The following is an 18,266-nucleotide window of genomic DNA, read 5'->3' on the forward strand; positions in this document are numbered from 1 at the left end:
TGTGGTTCAGCCGATCTGCGCGTTCTTGGAGACGGTCGCCTGGTCGATGTCGGAGGTGCGCACCGTGACGGCGATCTTCCAGTCGCCGGCCATGGGGATCTGCACTCCCTTCGCCGACCAGTGGCCGGTGGTGATGCGGTCGGGGTTCACGGGGAGCGGGCCGATCTTCTTCGCCTCCAGGGTGAAGGAGACCTTCACCTCGGGGACGTCGAAGACCCGGCCGTTGGGCCGCTGGACGTAGACGTGCATCTCGTTGCCGCCCACGCGCGCAGGGTCGAGGTCGATGCTGACGACGCCCTTGCCGTCAGTGCCGCCGGTGTCGAAGGGCATGTCCAGGGTGAGCGCGCCGGACGCCGCCGAGGTGCCGGAGCCGGCCGGGGCGGAGGCGGCCGCCCCGGCCGCCAGCTCCGTGCGGCCCGGCTCGGTCTGGGTCAGCGCGGTGGTGACGGCGAGCAGCACGAGGGCGACACCGGCCTCGGCGAGCACCGAGCGGCGCAGCCCGTAGCGGTTCGGGTCGCCGTCCCGCAGCCGCCTTTGCCGGGCGGCCTCGACGGCCGCGCGCTGCCGGGCGAGCTGGGCGGCCCGGCGGCTGTCACCGGCGGCGGGTTCCGCCCCCGTGCCACCGCCGGCGGCCGGGGCGGCGGCCACCTGCTTCTTCCTCGCCTTCCCGGTGCCGGCCACCGGGTCGGCGAGCCGGCCCGTCCACCGGCGGGAGACCGCCGCGATGCCGACCAGCACCGCCACCAGACCGATCTTGGCCAGCAGCAGCTGCCCGTACCGGGTGTCGGTGAACGCCGTCCAGGAACCGAGCTGCCGCCAGGACTGGTAGACGCCGGTGACGACGAGCGCCACGACGGAACCGAAGGCGACCCGGGAGAACCGGCGCACGGCGGCGGCCTCGACCGGGGTCTCGGCGGGCGCCCGGTACAGGGCGGTCAGCAGGGCGGCGAGCCCGCCGAGCCAGGCGGCGACGGCCAGCAGGTGGACGACGTCGGCCGGCATGGCGATGCTCGTCTGGAGGCCGGTGGAGGCGTGCTCGGCCATGGCCCAGCTGGTGGCGATCCCGGCCGCGACGACGACCCCGCCGACCGCGAGTCCGAAGGCCAGGTCCCGCTTCTCCGTGCCCTCCTCCCGCCGGTGGTAGGCGCCGAAGAGGACGGCGACGAACAGCGCGGCGGCGGCGAGCAGCAGCAGCCGGGAGACCAGCGCGGCACCGGTCTTGGTCTGCAGCACCTGGCCGAGCAGGTCGAGGTCGAAGACGTCGGCGAACCTGCCGGAGGTGGTGTACGAGCCGCGCAGGAGCAGCAGCCAGAGGGTGGCCGCGGTCAGCGCGACCCAGCCGCCGACGACCAGCCGCTGGAGGGCCCGCACGCCGGCGCCGCGCCGCCAGCAGGCGAGCACGAAGGCGGCGCCGCCGGCGAGCACGATGAAGCCGGCGTAGGACACATAGCGTCCGAAGGCGTAGAGCCCGCCCACGACCCCGCCGCCCGCGGCCGGTGCGGCGGCGGAGACGACGGTTGGCGAGGGCGCGCCGACGGAGAAGGTGTAGGCGCCGGCCACGGGGTGGCTGTCCGCCGAGACGACCTGGTAGGTGACGGTGTAGGTGCCCTTGGCCAGGCCGCTCTTGAGCTGCACGGCGTACGTCGTCCCGCTCACGTTGGCGGGGCTGCCCGTCTGGACCGGCCTGCCCTGGGGATCGAGGACGCGCAGGGAGTGGTCGTTCAGTGCCACCTTCTCGGAGAAGGTGAGCGACACCTGGGTGGGCGCCTTGTCGGCCACCACCCCCTGTGCGGGGTCGCTGCCGGTCAGCGCGGCGTGCGCGGAGGCCGGTCCGGCGCCCGCCAGCAGGGCGCCGGCGACGGCGAGGCACAGCAGCACCAGGATCCGCAGCCGGGGGGCGATGGTCCGGGTCACGGTGGTCCCTCCCTCAGTGGCCGGTCGACGGGGTGTACGTCGCGGACTTCACCGGCATCTCGACGGTGAGCGGCTCGGACTTGGCGAACGTGAGCTTCACGGTGACCGTCTGGCCCTGTTTCGGCGCGCGCTTCAGCTTCTCGAACATCAGATGGCTGCCGCCGCTGCTGAACACGAGCCGCCCGTGGGCCGGTATCGCGAAGGAGGACTTCTCCGCCATGGCACCGCCGACGGTGCTGTGCATGGTGACCTGGCCGGCGACGTCACTGGTGACCGAGGTCAGCTCGTCACCGGTCCCGCCGTCGTTGGTGATGGTCAGGAAGCCGGCCGCCATGTCGGCGGAGACGGGCTGGGGCATGTAGGGGGAGCTGACGGACAGCTCGGCCCCGCCGGAACCGGAGTCGGATCCCGAGCAGCCCGTGAGGGCGAGCGCGCCGGCGAGCGCGCCCGCGGTCAGGACGGCACGGCGCCTCACGGGTTGGCTCCCTCGACGATCTTGGGCAGGCCCTTGGTGTAGTCGTCGACCGTGGCGCTCTCGCGGTAGAGGACGTAACCGGCGTCGGTCTTCGGGGAGAAGGCGACGACCTGGGTGCCGTGCACCGAGACGGGCTTGCCGTTCTTGTCCTTCGTCGTCGGTTCCACCGAGATGCCGACGGACCGGGCGCCGGCCTGGACCGTGGCGAAGTCGCCGGTCAGACCGATGAAGCCGGGGTCGATGCCCTTGAGCCACTTGCCCAGCTCGGCCGGGGTGTCGCGGCCGGGGTCGGTGGTGACGAACACGACGCGCAGGTCGTCCTGCTCGTCCTTCGGCAGCGCCTTCATGGCGACGGCGATGTTGCTCATCGTCGTCGGGCAGATGTCGGGGCAGTGCGTGTAGCCGAAGTAGAGCAGGGTCGGGTGGCCCTTGGTCTCCTTGCGGAGGTCGTACTTCTTGCCGTGGGTGTCGGTGAGGACCAGGCCCGGCTTCTCGAACGGCTGCTCGAGAACGGTGGCGGCCTGGCTCGCGTCGGACCCTCCGGAGACCACGGCGACCGGCGACTTCTCGTCGTCCCCGGAGCCGCAGGCGGACAGGGTCAGGGTGGCGGCGGCGAGCAGCGCGGCCGCGGTGAACGTCTTCTTGCGCATAGAAAAATGTCCCAGATGTGTGAATCCCGGCGCGCACCGGGGTCGTACGACGAGCCGTGCCGGTGTCGTAGGACGCGCCGTCACGCGGTGTCTTACGACGCGCCGTCACGCGGTGTCGTACGACACCCGGTGCGCGCTGCGGAAGGAAAGGCTCAGGCGGTGGTCCGGCGGCGGCCCGCGAGGACGCCGTAGGCCACGCCCGCGATGCCGATGACGATCCCGACGACGCCGAGCACGCGCGCGGTGGTGTCACCGTCGCTGCCGGAGTCCTCGGCGGCGGCCGTCTTCTCGGCCTCGTCGCCCTCGTCGTCGTCCGACGCGGCCGCCGCGCCGTGGTGGTCGTCGGCCGCGGCCGACAGCGCGAGGACCGGGGCCGGGTTCTCCGGCTCCTCCTGGCCCTCCTGCGGCACCTCGATCCAGCGCACGACCTCCTTGTTGGAGTACGTCTGGATCGCCTTGAAGACCAGCTGCCCGGTGTTCTCGGGCAGGGCGCCCAGGGAGACCGGGAACTTCTGGAAGTAACCGGGCTCGATGCCCTTGCCGTCGGCGGTCCAGGTGACCTTGGTGACGGCCTCGTCGATCTTCTCGCCGTGCATGGTCAGCGGCTTGTCGAGCTTGGACTTGGTGACGGCGACCTTCCAGCCGGGGACCGGCTGCGGCATCACCGAGGCGATCGGGTGGTCCGCCGGGAGGGTCACCTCGATCTTGGTGGTCGAGGCGTTGTCGCGCTCGTTCGGGACCTTGAAGTCCACGACCGCGTAACCGCCCTTGGCCGCGGTGCCTTCCGGCTGCACGCTGACGTGCGCGAAGGCGGGCACGGACAGCGCCAGGACGGCCGTGCCCGCGAGGGCGGAGGCGGCGGTGACACGGGCGGCGACACGGCGCGGGGCGATACGAGAAACCTGCATGGAAGGAGTACTCCACTCTGAGAGTTCCGGTGATGAGGAGGGGTACGCGTGCGCGTGGCCGTGCCACTCGCGGCGGCCGGCCGTGACCCGGGGAACGCGGTCCGGCGGGACGCGCACGCGCGCGTGCCGCGCGACGGCGGCCCCCCTCCACCGGTATTGGCGGAGTCGGCGGTCGCGTCGCGTCAGGCGGCGAGAGCGAAGGAGGCGGCGGGCGGGCCGCGCCGGATCACCGTGTGCTGGAGTACGGCGGTGTGCGGGGCCGGTGCCTCGTCCCGGTCGGTACGACGGCCGAGCGGGCCGGGGCCGGTCACGGGCAGCAGCCCGGCGCACAGGACCCGCACCAGCGCGAGCGCGGCGCGCAAGGACCGCACGAGCGCCCCCTCCGCGACTCCATGCACCGACAGCTCGATGAGCCGCAGCACCGCCAGGTCCCCGCGGCGCAGCAGCCAGCCGGCGGCGACGGCCGCGAGCACGTGCCCGAGCAGCATCGGCAGCGAGGGCAGCAGACCGGCCGTGGCACCGGTGGCGTCGTGCGCGTGGTGCAGGGTGCCCAGGTTCACCGTCGGCCGGCCGGAGCGGTCGATGAGACGCGCGTCGAGCAGCAGCCGGAAGGCGTGCCCCGGGGTGAGCGACGCCGGAGCCGAGCCGCACAGCAGCCGGGTGGCCTGCTCGACCAGCGCGCTGTCGCTGAGCGCGGCCCCCGGTGACCCGGCGCCGGTCACCGGCCCCGTCGGCGTCCCGCCGACGGCCACCGCGGCGTGCTGGCCCAGCCCGAACAGCGTGTGCAGCACGCTCTGCCCGAGCGCGAGCAGCGCGGCGATCCCCGCCAGCGAGCGGGCGCGCCCGGCGAGCGGCGCCACCAGCAGCAGGGATCCGAGGAAGCCCGCACCCAGCGTCCACAGCGGCACCCGCGTGCAGGAGGCCAGGGCGTGCCCGCACGCGGCCAGCGCGACGCAGACCGCGGCGAACACCGCGGCCCGCAGCATCCGGAGCCCGGCTCCGGGGCGCGCCGTGCGCGGGTGGGGGGCAGTCATGGCGGCCTCATCATCGCACTGCCGGTCCCCGCGGCATACGGCAGGGCGCCTGAGCCGTCCCTCATACACCGATTCCTCCCCCGGCACGACGGCCGTATGGGCGGTGTCACGTCGACGGAGTGCTTACGGCCGCCTACGCGCGGCAATACGTAACGGTATGTCGAGCCGCGGCCAGGAGGCTGGAGCATGAGCATCTGGTGGTCACTCCATCTGCGGCGCGAGGCCGCGAGCGTGCCCCTCGCCCGGCGGCTGCTCATCGGCACCATGGAGACGGCCGGTGTCGACCCGGAGATCTCCTACGACCTGTCCGTCGCACTGAGCGAGGCGTGCGCGAACGCCGTCGAGCACGGCGGGACCACCGCGACCGGTGCCTCCGAGGCGTACCGGGTGACCGCGTACCTCGACGGCGAGAAGTGCCGTATCGAGGTGGCCGACTCCGGGCCCGGCTTCACCCGCACCCAGGAGCTGCGGCCCGTCCGCCCGGACGCCGAGCACGGCCGCGGCCTCTGCCTGATCCGGGAACTCGCCGACCACGTCCACATCGGGGCCAAGCCCGGCCGGGGCGGCACGGTGGTCAGCTTCGACAAGATCCTCAAGTGGAAGAAGGATCCTTCACTGCTCACGGCCTGAGGACCCCGGGGCAAGCGGACCGGCCCGGCTCAGCCGCTGGTCTCCAGCACCTTCGCCAGTACCTCGAGCGCCTCCGGGTACGCCCGCTCCCGGGGGGTGCCGTAGCCGACGACCAGGCCCTGGGGCCGGGCCGGGTCCGGGGTGTGCCAGTGCCCGCCGAGCGTGCCGAGCGCCAGGCCCCGCGCCTCCGCGCGTGCCAGGACCTCGGCCTCGTCCGGGACGTCGATCAGCGCGTGCAGCCCGGCCGCGATCCCGCGCACGCTGCGCCGCGCCCCCAGCCGGTCCAGCAGCTGGTCCCGGCGCCGCCGGTACCGCAGCCGGCACGCGCGGACATGGCGGTCGTAGGCGTGACTGTCGATCAGCTCGGCGAGCGCGAGCTGGCCGATGGTCTCGGTGTGGTGGTCGCTGTGCAGCTTGGCCTCGGCGACCGCGTCGACCAGGTGCGGCGGCAGCACCATCCAGCCGAGGCGCAGCGCGGGGCCGAGCGTCTTGGAGGCGGTGCCCAGGTAGACGACGTGGCCCGGCGCCATGCCCTGGAGCGCGCCGACCGGCTGCCGGTCGTAGCGGAACTCGCCGTCGTAGTCGTCCTCGACGATGAGCCGGCCCCGGGCGCGTGCCCAGTCGGTGAGCGCGCGGCGCCGCTCGGGGTGCAGGGTCACCCCGGTCGGGTACTGGTGGGCCGGCGTGACCACCACGGCCGCCGCCTCGCCGAGTTCGTCGGGGCGCACCCCGCGGGCGTCGACCCGCACGGGCAGCACGGACCCGCCGTTGTGCCGGACCACGTCCCGGTGGAAGGGCAGCCCCGGGTCCTCCATGGCGACGGCGGCGCCGTCCAGGACCCGCGTGAGCAGGGCGAGCCCCTGCACGTACCCGGAGGTGACGACGATCCGCTCCGGTGGCGCCAGCACCCCGCGGGCCCGGCCCAGGTAGCCGGAGAGCGCGGTGCGCAGCTCGATCCGGCCGCGCGGATCGCCGTAGTCGTAGGCCAGCGAGGGGGCCGTCGCGATGGCGCGGCGCAGCGCGCGCAGCCAGGCCGCCGCCGGGAAAGCGCCGACGTCAGGGCTGCCGGGACGCAGGTCGAAACGCGGCGCACGCGCGTGTGCGGCCGTGCCGGGCTCCTCCGCCGGTACGGCGGGCAGCTCGGCGACCCGGGTGCCCGAGCCCTGCCGGGCCGTCAGGTAGCCCTCGGCGACCAGCTGGTCGTAGGCCGCCTTCGCGGTGCCGCGTGAGATGCCGAGGTCGGCCGCGAGGCGCCGGGTGGCGGGCAGCCGGGTGCCGGGGGTGAGCCGCCCGTCCCGCACGGCGTCCCTGAGGGCCCGTTCCAGCCCCACTCGGCGGCCCTCCGCCGAAGCCGGTTCCCGGTGCAGGTCCACCCCGACACCGGACCAGAAGTCGTCCACGAACACCCTCCCCCTAGGCACGTGACACCTTCGCGCGTGTACGGACACGCCGATGGCCGGGCACCTTCCCGGTACCCGGCCACTCAGTCTGACGTCAGCCCTTCAGCGACGCCATCCACGCCTCGACCTCGTCGGACCGGCGCGGCAGCCCCTCGGAGAGGTTGCGGTTGCCGTCCTCCGTGACGAGGATGTCGTCCTCGATCCGGACGCCGATGCCCCGGTACTCCTCCGGCACCGTCAGGTCGTCGGCCTGGAAGTACAGGCCGGGCTCGACGGTCAGCACCATGCCCGGCTCCAGCGTGCCGTCCACGTACGTCTCGGTCCGCGCGGCGGCGCAGTCGTGCACGTCCATGCCGAGCATGTGGCCGGTGCCGTGCAGGGTCCAGCGGCGCTGGAGGCCCAGCTCCAGGACGCGCTCGACCGGGCCCTCGACCAGGCCCCACTCGACGAGCTTCTCGGCGAGCACGCGCTGGGCGGCGTCGTGGAAGTCGCGGTACTTGGCGCCCGGCCGGACGGCCGCGATACCGGCCTCCTGGGCCTCGTACACGGCGTCGTAGATCTTCTTCTGGATCTCGCTGTACGTGCCGTTGACCGGCAGCGTGCGCGTGACGTCGGCGGTGTACAGGGTGTGCGTCTCGACGCCCGCGTCCAGCAGGAGCAGGTCGCCGGAGCGGACCGGGCCGTCGTTGCGGACCCAGTGCAGGGTGCAGGCGTGCGGGCCGGCCGCGCAGATGGAGCCGTAGCCGACGTCGTTGCCCTCCACACGCGCGCGGAGGAAGAAGGTGCCCTCGATGTACCGCTCGGAGGTGGCCTCGGCCTTGTCGAGGACCTTCACCACGTCCTCGAAGCCGCGCACGGTGGAGTCGACGGCCTTCTGCAGCTCGCCGATCTCGAACTCGTCCTTGACCAGCCGCGCCTCGGAGAGGAAGACGCGCAGCTCCTCGTCGCGCTCGGCGGTCACCTTGTCGGTCAGGGCGGCCTCGATGCCGGCGTCGTGGCCGCGCACCACGCGGACCGGGCCGGTGGCCTCGCGCAGCCGGTCGGCCAGCTCGCGCACGTCGGCGGCGGGGATGCCGTAGAGCGCCTCGGACTCGGCGAGGGAGTGGCGGCGGCCGACCCACAGCTCGCCCTGGCCGGAGAGCCAGAACTCGCCGTTCTCGCGGTCCGAACGCGGCAGCAGGTAGATCGTCGCCTCGTGGCCGCTCGTCCCGTCCGCCAGGCTCTTCGGCTCCAGGACGAGGACGCCGTCCTCGGTCTGGTTGCCGGTGAGGTACGCGTACTCGACGGAGGCGCGGAAGGGGTACTCGGTGTCGTTCGAGCGGGTCTTCAGGTTGCCCGCCGGAATGACCAGGCGCTCGCCCGGGAAGCGGGCGGAGAGCGCGGCACGGCGGCGCGCGGTGTGCCCGGCCTGCTCGATCGGCTGCAGGTCACGCAGCTCCGTGTCGGCCCAGCCGGACTTCATGTTCTCGGCCAGCTCGTCGGAGACACCCGGGTACAGGCCGTTCTTGCGCTGCTTGACGGTCTCCTCGGCCTCGGTCTCCGGGCCCTCCGCGGTAGCGGAGTCGGGCACAGCCGGGTTGAGCTCGTCGGACACGTGATCCTCCTCGATACGCCATTGATCTCCCCCGGGGCCCGCGCGCTCCTGCTTGTGGCCGAGCGGGGACCTCCATCATCGTACGGTCGTACCGTGTGCGGGCGGGGGCCGATGACCTGTTATGCCCGGTCATGCCGGCCGCCGGGCCGGCGCTCAGTCGAAGCGTGCCGCCAGCAGGACCACGTCCTCCTCGCTGTCGGCCGTGTCCAGGCCGTCGGGCAGGACCGCGCGCAGGACGTGGTCGGCGACGGCACCCGGGTCCTGCCGGACCGCGCGCGGCAGGCCCGCGGCGGCGGCGTGCAGCCGGGCGAAGGCGCGGTCCATGGGATCGCCGGTACGGTGCAGCAGCCCGTCGGTGTAGAGCAGGACCGTCTCCCCGGCCTCCGCCTGGATCTCGACGCTGGGCGCCTCCCAGCAGGCGAGCATGCCGAGCGGCGCGGAGACGGAGGTCTCGGCGAACTCGGTGCGCCGCTCGCCGATCAGCAGCGGCGGGGTGTGGCCGGCGCCGGCCAGCGTGACCTTGCGCAGGGCGGGCTCGCAGTAGGCGAACAGCGCGGTGGCCGAGCGGGCGGGCTCGGTCAGCCGCAGCAGCAGCTCCAGGTCGGACAGGACGGCGACCGGGTCCTCGCCCTCCATGACGGCGTAGGCCCGCAGGGAGGCCCGCAGCCGGCCCATGGCGGCCAGCGCGCTCGGCCCGGTGCCGGTGACCGAGCCGACGGACAGGCCGAGGGCGGCGTCCGGGAGGGGCAGGGCGTCGTACCAGTCGCCGCCGCCGCGCGCGCCCGTGCGGTGCCGGGCGGCGAGCCGGACGCCGGCCACCCGGGGCAGCCGGGAGGGCAGCAGCTCCTCGGCGATGGTCGCCACGCACGCCCGCGTGCGTTCCACCTCCAGCAGCCGGGCGAGGTGCTCGGTGGCGTGCCGGACGTACAGGCCGGCGAGGTGACGGCGGCGCTCGTCCGGTTCGGCCGGTTCGTCGTAGAGCCAGACGGCGGCGCCGAGCCGGCCCGCGGACTCGCCGGCCAGGGGCAGGGCGTAGCTGGCGGCGTAGCCGAGGCGGGCGGCCACCTCGCGGTGGCGCGGGTGCAGGCCGTCCTCGGCGAACAGGTCGGGGTGGAGGATCTCGGCGCCGCCGGTGTCGTACGGCAGGGCGGCGCGCGGCACGGTCTCGATGTGGCCGAGGTCGGCGCGGCCGAGGCCGAGGCCGAGGGTGGTGCGGGGGCCGAGGCCGTCGCCGGGCTCCAGGACGACCAGGCCGCGGCGGGCGCCGACCAGGGCGGCGCCGGCGCGCAGCAGCTCGTGCAGGGCGGCATCCAGCGCGTTGGTGCGGGACAGGCGCTCGGTGAGTTCGTGGAGGGTCGTGAGATCGGAGACCCAGCCGGCCAGCCGGTCCTGGAGGAGGGCGCCGGGCGCGGGCGGGTGCGGGGGAGGGAGCGGGGCGGTGTCCGGGCAGGCACCGGCGCCGGAGGCGGGAGGGGAGGGCGCGACAGTGTGTGCGGGAGTGGAAACCGTGGGATCGATTCCAGCCACTTTCGGAGGGTGCGGGGCGTTCATGGCGTCCGGCCTTCAGACCGGTGCGTATTGCTCAGAAGCATCGCAAACCCCCATGTGATTCTGCGTCGCTAGCAGTGTCTCCACATGTACACGCACTCGTGAGGGGATGTCCAGCATTGTCCTGCGGGGATTCCTGGTGTCCGTGGGGCAGGAGAGGGTTTTTCCCGAACCCCTTGCCTTACTGCCAAGTTGGCTCAAAACTGCCTTAGGTATCGGTTCATTGCGGTCGACTGGCCCTGCTCGACGGAGCGTCACAACGGTCGTGATGGGTACGTACTCGGAGAAGGCCAGGGGTGGTTGGGGACCACCCGGAACCTGGCGACGGACCCGGGCGTCTTAGCCACCGACGGCCGAGCCCCATCCTCCCGTGGCGGAGGCGGAGAGAAACACGCGCGACGGCAAAACGCCAGACTTCGCCACCCCCGCGCCGCAGCCGTGCTTTTGATGGACGCACTACGGACGCGGACGCGGCCCACGCTCGACCCCCTGGGGTTCCCCATGCCGTGCGCGGGGTGTGATGCGCCAATAGGTACGCACAGTGAAGTGATCGACACATGATGTGATGTGGTCCTCGGTGTTGCCAGCGGTGCAACGGAAAGGAACGAGCGCTCATGCGCGAGATCCTCGGAAGGCGACGCAGGCTCCTGTCCAGGCGGAACGGCGGGAGGCCCGAGCTGATCGGCGCGGCCCTGACCTACGCCACGGAATGGCAGTGGCCGGTACTCCCGGGCGTGGCCCCGGATCCGCGGGGCCGGGCCGGCTGCTCCTGCCCCGACCCGGAGTGCACGGTGCCCGGTGCGCACCCCTTCGACCCCGGCCTGCTCGCGGCCACCACCGACGCGCGCATGGTGCGCTGGTGGTGGAAGAACCGGCCGGCCGCGCCGGTCATCCTGGCCACCGGGGGCACGGCGCCCTGCGCGGTCAGCCTGCCGGCCCCCGCCGCCTCGCGCGCGCTCACCCTGCTGGACCGGCGCGGCATGCGCCTCGGCCCGGTGATCGCCTCGCAGGACCGCTGGGCGCTGCTGGTGAAGCCGTACTCCCTGGAGCAGCTCGGCGAACTGCTCTACGCCAAGGACTTCGTCCCGGGCTCCCTGCGCTTCCACGGTGAGGGCGGCTACCTCGCCCTGCCCCCGTCCGAGACCGGCCGGGGCGCCGTCCGCTGGGAGCGTGCCCCGCTGCCCGGCTCGGCCGCGCCCTGGGTGCCCGACGTGGAGGCCGTGGTGGACGCCGTGGTCGACGCCCTCACTCGTACGGGTGTGAGCGCGCCCGAGTTGTAGGGGTGTCGGGCGCGGACGGGGCGGGCGGCCCCGTTCCCTCGTTATCGTCCGCACATGTTGCGTCATTCCGGCGGTCACCGTGCCCCCCGGCGGCTCCACGGCGGACGGGACGCCCGACGGGTGTGTCTGTTCGCTCTCATGGGCGCCGCGGCGGCCGCGGTCGCGCTGCCGCTGGCCGTGGCGTCCGCGGGGCAGGTGGGCGATACCGGCCGGGCCGCCGCGCCGGAGGCTCCCCGCGGCGACGCCAAGGCCGTCCCGGACGCCCCCCGGCGCTCGCCCTTCCTGCTCGGCCTCGGCCTTGCCACCGCCGCCCGCTGCGGACCGGAGGTCACCTCGCCCGACGGCATCGAGGCGCAGACCTGCGTGCTGACGCAGGGCGAGGACACCTGGGCGCGCACCTACTACCGCAACGCCACCGGCGAGTCGCTGGACTCCGTGCTGAGCCTGATGGGGCCGGGTGGCCGGACCGTGCAGATGCGCTGCACCACCGGGGCCGACGACGAGCCCGCCACCTGTGAGACCCCGCGTGAGCGCAGCCGCGGCGGACCGGACGGCTACACGGCCGTCACCGAGTTCGCCGAGCGCGGTGCGGAGCGGGCACTGCTGCTCCGCTCGGGCAGCAACTCCTGAGAGGCCGTGGGGAGTTGACGCCTCCCGGCGGCGCCGCGCACCGGGTGCGGACATGGAAAGACCCGGTTGCTGGCGACGGGGGATGCACCAGCAACCGGGCTACTGGAACGGTAACAAGAGATCGGCGGTTCGCAAATTCCGACTGGGCTATTCGGACACCGATTTCCCTCTCACAGCCGTGAGTTGTGACAGGAGTCACCTGTCACGCGGCCCGGGCCACGGCTGAACGGTCGGTCAGCCGTGACCCACCCGCGCGGCGCCGTCAGCTGAGCGTGACCTGCCGGTTGGTCAGCCCGCCGCGCGCCCGGCGCTCGTCCGGGGTGAGCGGCTCGCGGACGGCGAGGGCGGCGGCGAGGCGCTCGGCGAACTCGGCGGCCGGCTTCTCCACGTCCTCCGCGCCGATCCCGCTCGGCAGGTCCCAGACCGGCACGGTGAGCCCGTGAGCACGGAAGGAGCCCACGAGCCGGGTGCCCTCGCCCAGGCTGGAGCGGCCCGCCGCGTGCAGTCGCGCGAGAGCGTCCAGAAGCTGCTCCTCCGGATGGGGCATGACCCAGCGCAGGTGGTTCTTCTCCGGGGTCTCGCACCAGTAGGCGGCGTCCACGCCGGCCAGCTTGGCGGTGGGGATGGCGGCGGCGTTGGCCCGCTCCAGGGAGGCGGTCACCTCCGGGGTGGCGTTCTCCGCGTCCGGCACCCAGAACTCGAAGCCGCTGTGCACGACCGGCTCGAAGGCGGCCTGCGGGTCGAGCAGGTCCTGGAGCCGCGGACCGCCGGCGGGGGCGCGCCGGCCCTGCACCGGGGTGCCGGGCTCCGCCCGCAGCGCCCGCTCCAGCGTGTCGGCGAGGTCGCGGCTGATGTCGCCGGACGCCGTGTCGTTCTGCAGGCCGAGCAGCACCGAGCCGTCGTCGCGGCGCAGCGCGGGCCAGGCCATCGGCAGCACCGTGGCCAGCGTGACCGACGGAACGCCCTCGGGCAGTCCCTCCCTGAGGGTCAGCTCGACCGTCGCGGCCGGGACCAGCTCGCGCAGCGCGACCCAGTCGCACTCGCCGGCCAGGCCCTCGAAGGGGCGGTGCACCAGCTCGGTCACGGCATGCGCGGCGGCCCGGCCGTGACAGGCCTTGTAACGCCTGCCGCTGCCGCAGGGGCAGGGTTCGCGGGCGCCGACAACCGGGATCTCCCCGTCGATCGGCTGCGGCTTGGCCTTCGTCTGGGGTCGCTTCTTGGCCATGGTGGGTGTCTCCCGGTTACGGCTCTTCTCGTACGGTCGGGAGCCTAGCCGTTCGGACCATGACCGACGCGAACCCGTGGACAACGCACGCGCGCTCGACGCCGGTGGTGTGAACCCGCGGACGACGCCCGCGGGCCGCCCGGGTTCAGTCCAGGTCGTCGAACGCGTCCGCGAAGTCCAGCCCGGACAGCTCCGCGAGGGACACGCCGGGAGCCGTCAGGTCCGCGGCCGTCAGGTCCGTGAGTGCCAGCTCCGGCAGGCCGGGGTGCGCGATGCGCGTAGCGAACGCGTCGCGGCGACACCGGGCGTCGGGGTCGTGGACGTCCTCGTGGACCACCACCCAGACCGTCACCTCGCCCTCGACGTCGTCCCGCACGCCCCAGTCGTCGGCGAGGGCCGTGATGATGTTGAGACCGCGGCCGCCGTGCGCGGTCACCGACGGGGTGGCCGGCGCCGGGCGGGTCGGGCCGCCGCCGTCCGTGACCTCCACGACGAGCCGCCCGCGCGCGTCCACCCGCCACGCGGCCCGGACGTCCCCGTCTCCGGCCGGCGCGTCCCCGAGGGGCCGGCCGTGCTTGCAGGCATTGCTCAGCAGTTCCGAAAGGATCAGTACGGCGTCGTCGATGACCGATTCCGCCACACCGCCGCTGCGCAACTGCGCGCGCATCCGGTGCCGCGCCTTCCCCACGCCCGCAGGGCCATGGGGTACGGCCATGCTCGACGACGTGGGCACTTCCTGTGCCACCACCAACGCCACCCCCGAGACCTCCTTCGCCCCACGCCACGGTGTGGATGCCCCTTTGGCCTGTACCGGAAACCGGCCAATCCCCTTCCGGTGACGCATTCGACACGGCCGCCCACGCAGCGAACGCGCCGGAGCACTCCCTGTGACGAGTGCTGCCGGAAAGATGCCGACATGGCTTGATCAGGGGCCCGGGAAGGCGGTCCGCTCGCGCCGTACCGGATTCGACGGCCGCGGGCCCGGCAGCCGGGAATGTGCCGGTTTCTTCGGTGGCGACGGGGCGGAGGGAGCCGTTCCGGTCTGTGGCGGGGGAGGGCGGTTCAGCGGCCGAGTTGCCGCAGCACCGCGCGCGGGCGGTTGGTGATGATGGCGTCGACGCCCAGCTCGACACAGAGGTCGACGTCCTCCGGCTCGTTCACGGTCCACACGTGCACCTGGTGCCCGGACCGCTTCAGCCGCTCCACGTACCCGGGGTGGCCGCGCAGGATGCGGATCGAGGGTCCCGCGATCCGCACGCCCGCGGGCAGCCGCCCGTCGCGCAGCCGGGGCGAGAGGAACTGCACCAGGTAGACCGTGGGCAGCGTCGGCGCCGCGGCACGCACGCGGTGCAGCGAACGCGCCGAGAAGCTCATGATCCGGACCGGCGACTCGGCGGCGGAGGCCGGCGCGTCCAGGCCGAAGCGCTTCAGCAGCGCCAGCAGCCGGTCCTCGACCTGGCCCGCCCAGCGCGTGGGGTGCTTGGTCTCGATGGCCAGCTCCACCCGGCGGCCGGAGTCCGCGACCAGCTCCAGCAGCCGCTCAAGGGTGAGGACGGAGGTCGCCTCGCGGTCCTCGGGCCGGTGCTCCCAGTCGGGCTCCTCGTCCCGCCCGCGCCAGACCTCACGGTTCTTCCAGGAACCGAAGTCGAGCGTCGCGAGATCGGCCAGTTCCAGCGCGGAGACGGCGCCCCGGCCGTTGGAGGTACGGTTCACCCGCCGGTCGTGGACGCAGACCAGATGGCCGTCCGCGGTCAGCCGTACATCGCACTCCAGGGCGTCCGCGCCGTCCTCGATCGCCTTGCGGTAGGCGGCCAGGGTGTGTTCGGGTGCGTCCTCGGAGGCGCCCCGGTGGGCGACGACCTGGAGAGGGTGCTGTGGTGCGTGGGTCACCGCGTCATGGTGCCACCGTCGTCGGGTACACGTGGCGGCGCGTACGCGGCCGTGCGACGAACGAGCGGTACACCCTGTTCGTTTATGTAACTTTTGCCTTGAAGATCCTATATAAAGATGACCGTCGGACCCACAGCCACGGCTTATCGTGCTCTGACGGCCCGTGGGAAAAGCTGACTGCATACCAGCGCGACCGACGACAACAGGCGTGGACCGAGGAGAAGACCTGTGAGCACCGAGAACGAGGGCAACGCGGTACCCCCGGCGCCGTCCGCACCTCCCGTGCCGGTGGCCTCTCCCCCTGTGCAGGGCCCCGCGCCCGAGGGCACCGCACCGACGGCCCCGCTGCCGCCCGTGCCGCACGAGCCCCCGGCGGCCGGCCCCGCCGGAGCCGGCCAGGGCCCGGCCCACCGGCCCGGCCCGGCCCCCGACGGATCCTGGCCGCCCCCGGCACCGCCCGCCGGTGCGTCTGCCCCGTTGGAGCAGGGCGGATCCCCGGTCCACGGCGACGGCGGCACCGGCGGCCCGGGCACCGGCTGGGGCGCCTCCTACCAGCAGCCCGCCCCGAAGCCGCGCAGCGGACGCGGCGGTCTGGTGGCGGCGGTCCTGGTGGCCGCGCTGGTCGCGGGCGGCCTGGGCGGCGGCCTCGGCTACACCCTGGCCAAGGACCGGGACGACCACGGCTCGACCACCGTCTCCGCCTCCGACGGCAGCGCCGCGCAGGTCAAGCGCGCTCCCGGGACGATCGCCAACGTGGCCGCCAAGGCGCTGCCCAGCACGGTCACCATCGAGGCGGAGAGCAGCAACGGCGAGGGCGGTACGGGCACCGGGTTCGTCTTCGACACCCAGGGTCACATCGTCACCAACAACCACGTCGTCGCGGAGGCCGTGGACGGCGGCAAGCTCACGGCGACCTTCCCCAGCGGCAAGAAGTTCGACGCCGAGATCGTCGGCCACGCCCAGGGCTACGACGTCGCGGTCATCAAGCTCAAGAACGCCCCGTCGGACCTGAAGCCGCTCGCCCTCGGCGACTCCGACAAGGTGGCCGTCGGCGACGAGACCATCGCCATCGGCGCCCCCTTCGGCCTCTCCAACACGGTGACCACCGGCATCATCAGCGCCTTGAACCGTCCGGTGGCGTCCAGCGACGGCAGCTCCACCAGCAAGGCGTCGTACATGAGCGCCCTCCAGACCGACGCCTCCATCAATCCCGGCAACTCCGGCGGCCCGCTGCTGAACGCCTCCGGCGCGGTCATCGGCATCAACTCCGCGATCCAGTCCACCGGCAGCGGCGGCTTCGGCTCCGGCCAGTCCGGCTCGATCGGCCTGGGCTTCGCCATCCCGATCAACCAGGCCAAGTACGTCGCCCAGCAGCTGATCAAGACCGGCAAGCCGGTGTACGCCAGGATCGGTGCGTCCGTCTCCCTGGAGGAGTCCGGCGACGGCGCCAAGATCACCGATCAGGGCACGGGCGGCGCCGCCGCGGTGGAGTCGGGCGGTCCTGCGGACAAGGCCGGCCTCAAGCCCGGCGACGTCATCACCAAGCTGGACGACCACGTGATCGACAGCGGCCCGACCCTGATCGGCGAGATCTGGACCCACGAGCCGGGTGACAAGGTGACGATCACCTACAAGCGGGGCGGTCAGGAGCACACGGTGCAACTGACGCTGGGTTCCCGCGTGGGCGACAGCTGACCCTGGGGCCATGCCCCCACGGGCCGCCCCGCGCCCGGTACGCTGTACCCGCTCCGCCCCTGGTGGGCGGGCGAGGTGGGTTGCCCGAGCGGCCTAAGGGAACGGTCTTGAAAACCGTCGTGGCGCGAGCCACCGTGGGTTCAAATCCCACACCCACCGCCTTTGAACGGCCCCTGACCAGGTGAGATGGTCAGGGGCCGTTGTGCTGCCGGCCTCTTTTAGCCGCTGCTTCCTCCTCCGTCAAGCCCCGAATCCTCGGGCCATGACCCCCTTGCTCGATTCCGGCTTACTTGAAGTGCGGGCCCCACCGGAGACACCACCGGGAATCGAAGGCCCGGGCGTGGAAAACGCCTTTCACTTCACGAGGAGAAAACCATGAACCGCAGCATCGTCAAGCGTGACGGAAACCGTGGCAAGCGTGCCCTGGCCCTGGCGACGTTCACCGCGTCGGCCGCGATGTTCGGCGGCGTCGTCCTCCCGGCCGGTGCGGCCGTGGCGGCGCCGATGCCGGAGACGGCGGTGGCCAAATCCGTGACCCACAAGGGTCACAAGCACAAGTGCACGGACAAGAAGTGGCACAAGAAGAACCGCAAGGACCGGAAGTTCTCGTGCTGGTTCAAGAACCACGAGTTCTTCTGGGACCACCATCAGAAGGCGTTCTTCGTGGAGAAGGGCAACAAGCCGCTCTTCTTCGCTCCGACCGTCAACAACTTCAACTTCTTCATCCAGAACAACACCATCATCAACAACGGCATCATCGGCAATATCAACATCAACAACGGCGACCAGTTCAAGGAAAAGAAGGACCTGCCGAAGCCTGACGACAAGAAGCCCGACCAGAAGCCGGGTGAGAAGCCGGACGAGGGCAAGAAGCCGGACGAGGGCAAGAAGCCCGACGAGGGCAAGAAGCCCGACGAGGGTAAGAAGCCGGACGAGGGCAAGAAGCCGGACGAGAAGCCGGACGAGAAGCCGGACGAGAAGCCGGACGAGGGTAAGAAGCCCGACGAGAAGCCCGACGAGGGCAAGAAGCCGGACGAGAAGCCGGACGAGGGCAAGAAGCCCGACGAGAAGCCCGACGAGGGCAAGAAGCCCGACGAGGGCAAGAAGCCGGACGAGAAGCCGGACGAGGACAAGAAGCCGGAGGAGGACAAGAAGCCGGCCGAGAACCAGGAGGCGCCGCCGGCCGAGGAGAACGCCGAGCAGCCCGCCGAGCAGCCGGCGGAGAACGAGGCGCCCGCGGCCGAGGAGAACGCCGAGCAGCCCGCTGACCAGCCGGCGGAGAACGAGGCGCCCGTGGCCGAGGAGAACGCCGAGCAGCCCGCTGACCAGCCGGCGGAGAACGAGGCGCCCGTGGCCGAGGAGAACGCCGAGCAGCCCGCTGACCAGCCGGCCG

Annotated in this window: 16 protein-coding genes and 1 tRNA gene; 6 read left to right on the forward strand and 11 right to left on the reverse strand. The window is 72.8% G+C overall.

All coding sequences use genetic code 11. The features are described 5' to 3' along the window. Positions 1–6 precede the first annotated feature (6 nt). From ABZ576_RS30985 to ABZ576_RS31005, 5 genes are all read right to left on the reverse strand, one after another. Positions 7–1,914, reverse strand: coding sequence for a copper resistance protein CopC (locus tag ABZ576_RS30985; RefSeq protein ID WP_360748206.1), 1,908 nt, complete (start codon positions 1,912–1,914; stop codon positions 7–9). 13 nt (positions 1,915–1,927) lie between these two features. Then, the gene (locus tag ABZ576_RS30990; protein WP_360748211.1) at positions 1,928–2,389 is read right to left on the reverse strand and encodes a copper chaperone PCu(A)C; all 462 of its coding nucleotides are present in this window, start codon (positions 2,387–2,389) and stop codon (positions 1,928–1,930) included. Further along, positions 2,386–3,039 (reverse strand): SCO family protein, encoded by a 654-nt coding sequence (locus ABZ576_RS30995; RefSeq protein WP_360748214.1) that lies wholly within the window; start codon positions 3,037–3,039, stop codon positions 2,386–2,388. Before ABZ576_RS30995 ends, ABZ576_RS30990 begins: the two co-directional genes overlap by 4 nt. 152 nt (positions 3,040–3,191) lie before the next feature. Then, positions 3,192–3,947 (reverse strand): YcnI family protein, encoded by a 756-nt coding sequence (locus tag ABZ576_RS31000; RefSeq protein ID WP_360748217.1) that lies wholly within the window; start codon positions 3,945–3,947, stop codon positions 3,192–3,194. A 182-nt stretch (positions 3,948–4,129) separates the two neighbouring features. Next, a complete protein-coding gene (locus ABZ576_RS31005) occupies positions 4,130–4,981 on the reverse strand; it encodes a hypothetical protein (protein ID WP_360748220.1) in 852 nt (283 codons plus the stop codon). 186 nt (positions 4,982–5,167) lie between these two features. Here ABZ576_RS31005 and ABZ576_RS31010 point away from each other — a divergent pair, with 186 nt between their 5' ends. Continuing rightward, positions 5,168–5,611, forward strand: a complete 444-nt coding sequence (locus ABZ576_RS31010) for an ATP-binding protein (protein WP_360748223.1) — start codon at positions 5,168–5,170, stop codon at positions 5,609–5,611. 29 nt (positions 5,612–5,640) lie between these two features. On the opposite strand, the gene ABZ576_RS31015 is transcribed toward ABZ576_RS31010, so the two are convergent. The 3 genes from ABZ576_RS31015 to ABZ576_RS31025 all read right to left on the reverse strand — a co-directional run bounded on the left by ABZ576_RS31015 (position 5,641) and on the right by ABZ576_RS31025 (position 10,156). After that, entirely contained in the window at positions 5,641–7,011 is a 1,371-nt protein-coding gene (locus tag ABZ576_RS31015; RefSeq protein WP_360748226.1) for a PLP-dependent aminotransferase family protein, read from the reverse strand. Positions 7,012–7,105: 94 nt separating this feature from the next. Beyond that, entirely contained in the window at positions 7,106–8,605 is a 1,500-nt protein-coding gene (locus tag ABZ576_RS31020; RefSeq protein WP_360748229.1) for an aminopeptidase P family protein, read from the reverse strand. A gap of 153 nt (positions 8,606–8,758) precedes the next feature. Then, complete coding sequence (locus ABZ576_RS31025; protein ID WP_360748232.1) at positions 8,759–10,156, reverse strand: PP2C family protein-serine/threonine phosphatase; 1,398 nt, start codon at positions 10,154–10,156, stop codon at positions 8,759–8,761. Positions 10,157–10,767: 611 nt separating this feature from the next. On the opposite strand from ABZ576_RS31025, the gene ABZ576_RS31030 reads away from it, so the two are divergent. Both ABZ576_RS31030 and ABZ576_RS31035 read left to right on the forward strand, forming a co-directional pair. Beyond that, a complete protein-coding gene (locus ABZ576_RS31030) occupies positions 10,768–11,433 on the forward strand; it encodes a bifunctional DNA primase/polymerase (RefSeq protein WP_360748235.1) in 666 nt (221 codons plus the stop codon). Between the two features lie 138 nt (positions 11,434–11,571). Next, entirely contained in the window at positions 11,572–12,063 is a 492-nt protein-coding gene (locus ABZ576_RS31035) for a hypothetical protein (RefSeq protein ID WP_360748238.1), read from the forward strand. Between the two features lie 262 nt (positions 12,064–12,325). On the opposite strand, the gene ABZ576_RS31040 is transcribed toward ABZ576_RS31035, so the two are convergent. The 3 genes from ABZ576_RS31040 to ABZ576_RS31050 form a co-directional block, all read right to left on the reverse strand. After that, entirely contained in the window at positions 12,326–13,288 is a 963-nt protein-coding gene (locus ABZ576_RS31040; RefSeq protein WP_360748241.1) for a DUF5926 family protein, read from the reverse strand. Positions 13,289–13,433: 145 nt separating this feature from the next. Continuing rightward, on the reverse strand, positions 13,434–14,132 hold the full coding sequence (locus ABZ576_RS31045) for an ATP-binding protein (protein ID WP_360748244.1): 699 nt from the start codon (positions 14,130–14,132) through the stop codon (positions 13,434–13,436). A 218-nt stretch (positions 14,133–14,350) separates the two neighbouring features. After that, entirely contained in the window at positions 14,351–15,178 is an 828-nt protein-coding gene (locus ABZ576_RS31050) for a glycerophosphodiester phosphodiesterase (RefSeq protein ID WP_360748247.1), read from the reverse strand. Between the two features lie 228 nt (positions 15,179–15,406). Here ABZ576_RS31050 and ABZ576_RS31055 point away from each other — a divergent pair, with 228 nt between their 5' ends. The 3 genes from ABZ576_RS31055 to ABZ576_RS31065 all read left to right on the forward strand — a co-directional run. Continuing rightward, complete coding sequence (locus tag ABZ576_RS31055) at positions 15,407–16,873, forward strand: trypsin-like peptidase domain-containing protein (protein ID WP_360748250.1); 1,467 nt, start codon at positions 15,407–15,409, stop codon at positions 16,871–16,873. 74 nt (positions 16,874–16,947) lie between these two features. Beyond that, positions 16,948–17,032: transfer RNA gene (locus tag ABZ576_RS31060), tRNA-Ser, on the forward strand. 216 nt (positions 17,033–17,248) lie between these two features. Then, positions 17,249–18,266, forward strand: a 1,018-nt coding sequence (locus tag ABZ576_RS31065; protein WP_360748253.1) for a hypothetical protein, incomplete at its 3' end; no start/stop codon positions are given.

Origin of the sequence: Streptomyces sp. NPDC013455 (assembly GCF_040632975.1) — a bacterium.
Taxonomy (GTDB): Bacteria; Actinomycetota; Actinomycetes; order Streptomycetales; family Streptomycetaceae; genus Streptomyces.

Coding starts and splice junctions, on each gene's coding strand:
- ABZ576_RS30995 (WP_360748214.1), bottom strand. CDS start 3,039: ATGCGCAAGAAGACGTTCACCGCGGCCGCGCTGCTCGCCGCCGCCACC.
- ABZ576_RS31000 (WP_360748217.1), bottom strand. CDS start 3,947: ATGCAGGTTTCTCGTATCGCCCCGCGCCGTGTCGCCGCCCGTGTCACC.
- ABZ576_RS31005 (WP_360748220.1), bottom strand. CDS start 4,981: ATGACTGCCCCCCACCCGCGCACGGCGCGCCCCGGAGCCGGGCTCCGG.
- ABZ576_RS31010 (WP_360748223.1), top strand. CDS start 5,168: ATGAGCATCTGGTGGTCACTCCATCTGCGGCGCGAGGCCGCGAGCGTG.
- ABZ576_RS31025 (WP_360748232.1), bottom strand. CDS start 10,156: ATGAACGCCCCGCACCCTCCGAAAGTGGCTGGAATCGATCCCACGGTT.
- ABZ576_RS31030 (WP_360748235.1), top strand. CDS start 10,768: ATGCGCGAGATCCTCGGAAGGCGACGCAGGCTCCTGTCCAGGCGGAAC.
- ABZ576_RS31035 (WP_360748238.1), top strand. CDS start 11,572: ATGGGCGCCGCGGCGGCCGCGGTCGCGCTGCCGCTGGCCGTGGCGTCC.
- ABZ576_RS31040 (WP_360748241.1), bottom strand. CDS start 13,288: ATGGCCAAGAAGCGACCCCAGACGAAGGCCAAGCCGCAGCCGATCGAC.
- ABZ576_RS31045 (WP_360748244.1), bottom strand. CDS start 14,132: ATGCGTCACCGGAAGGGGATTGGCCGGTTTCCGGTACAGGCCAAAGGG.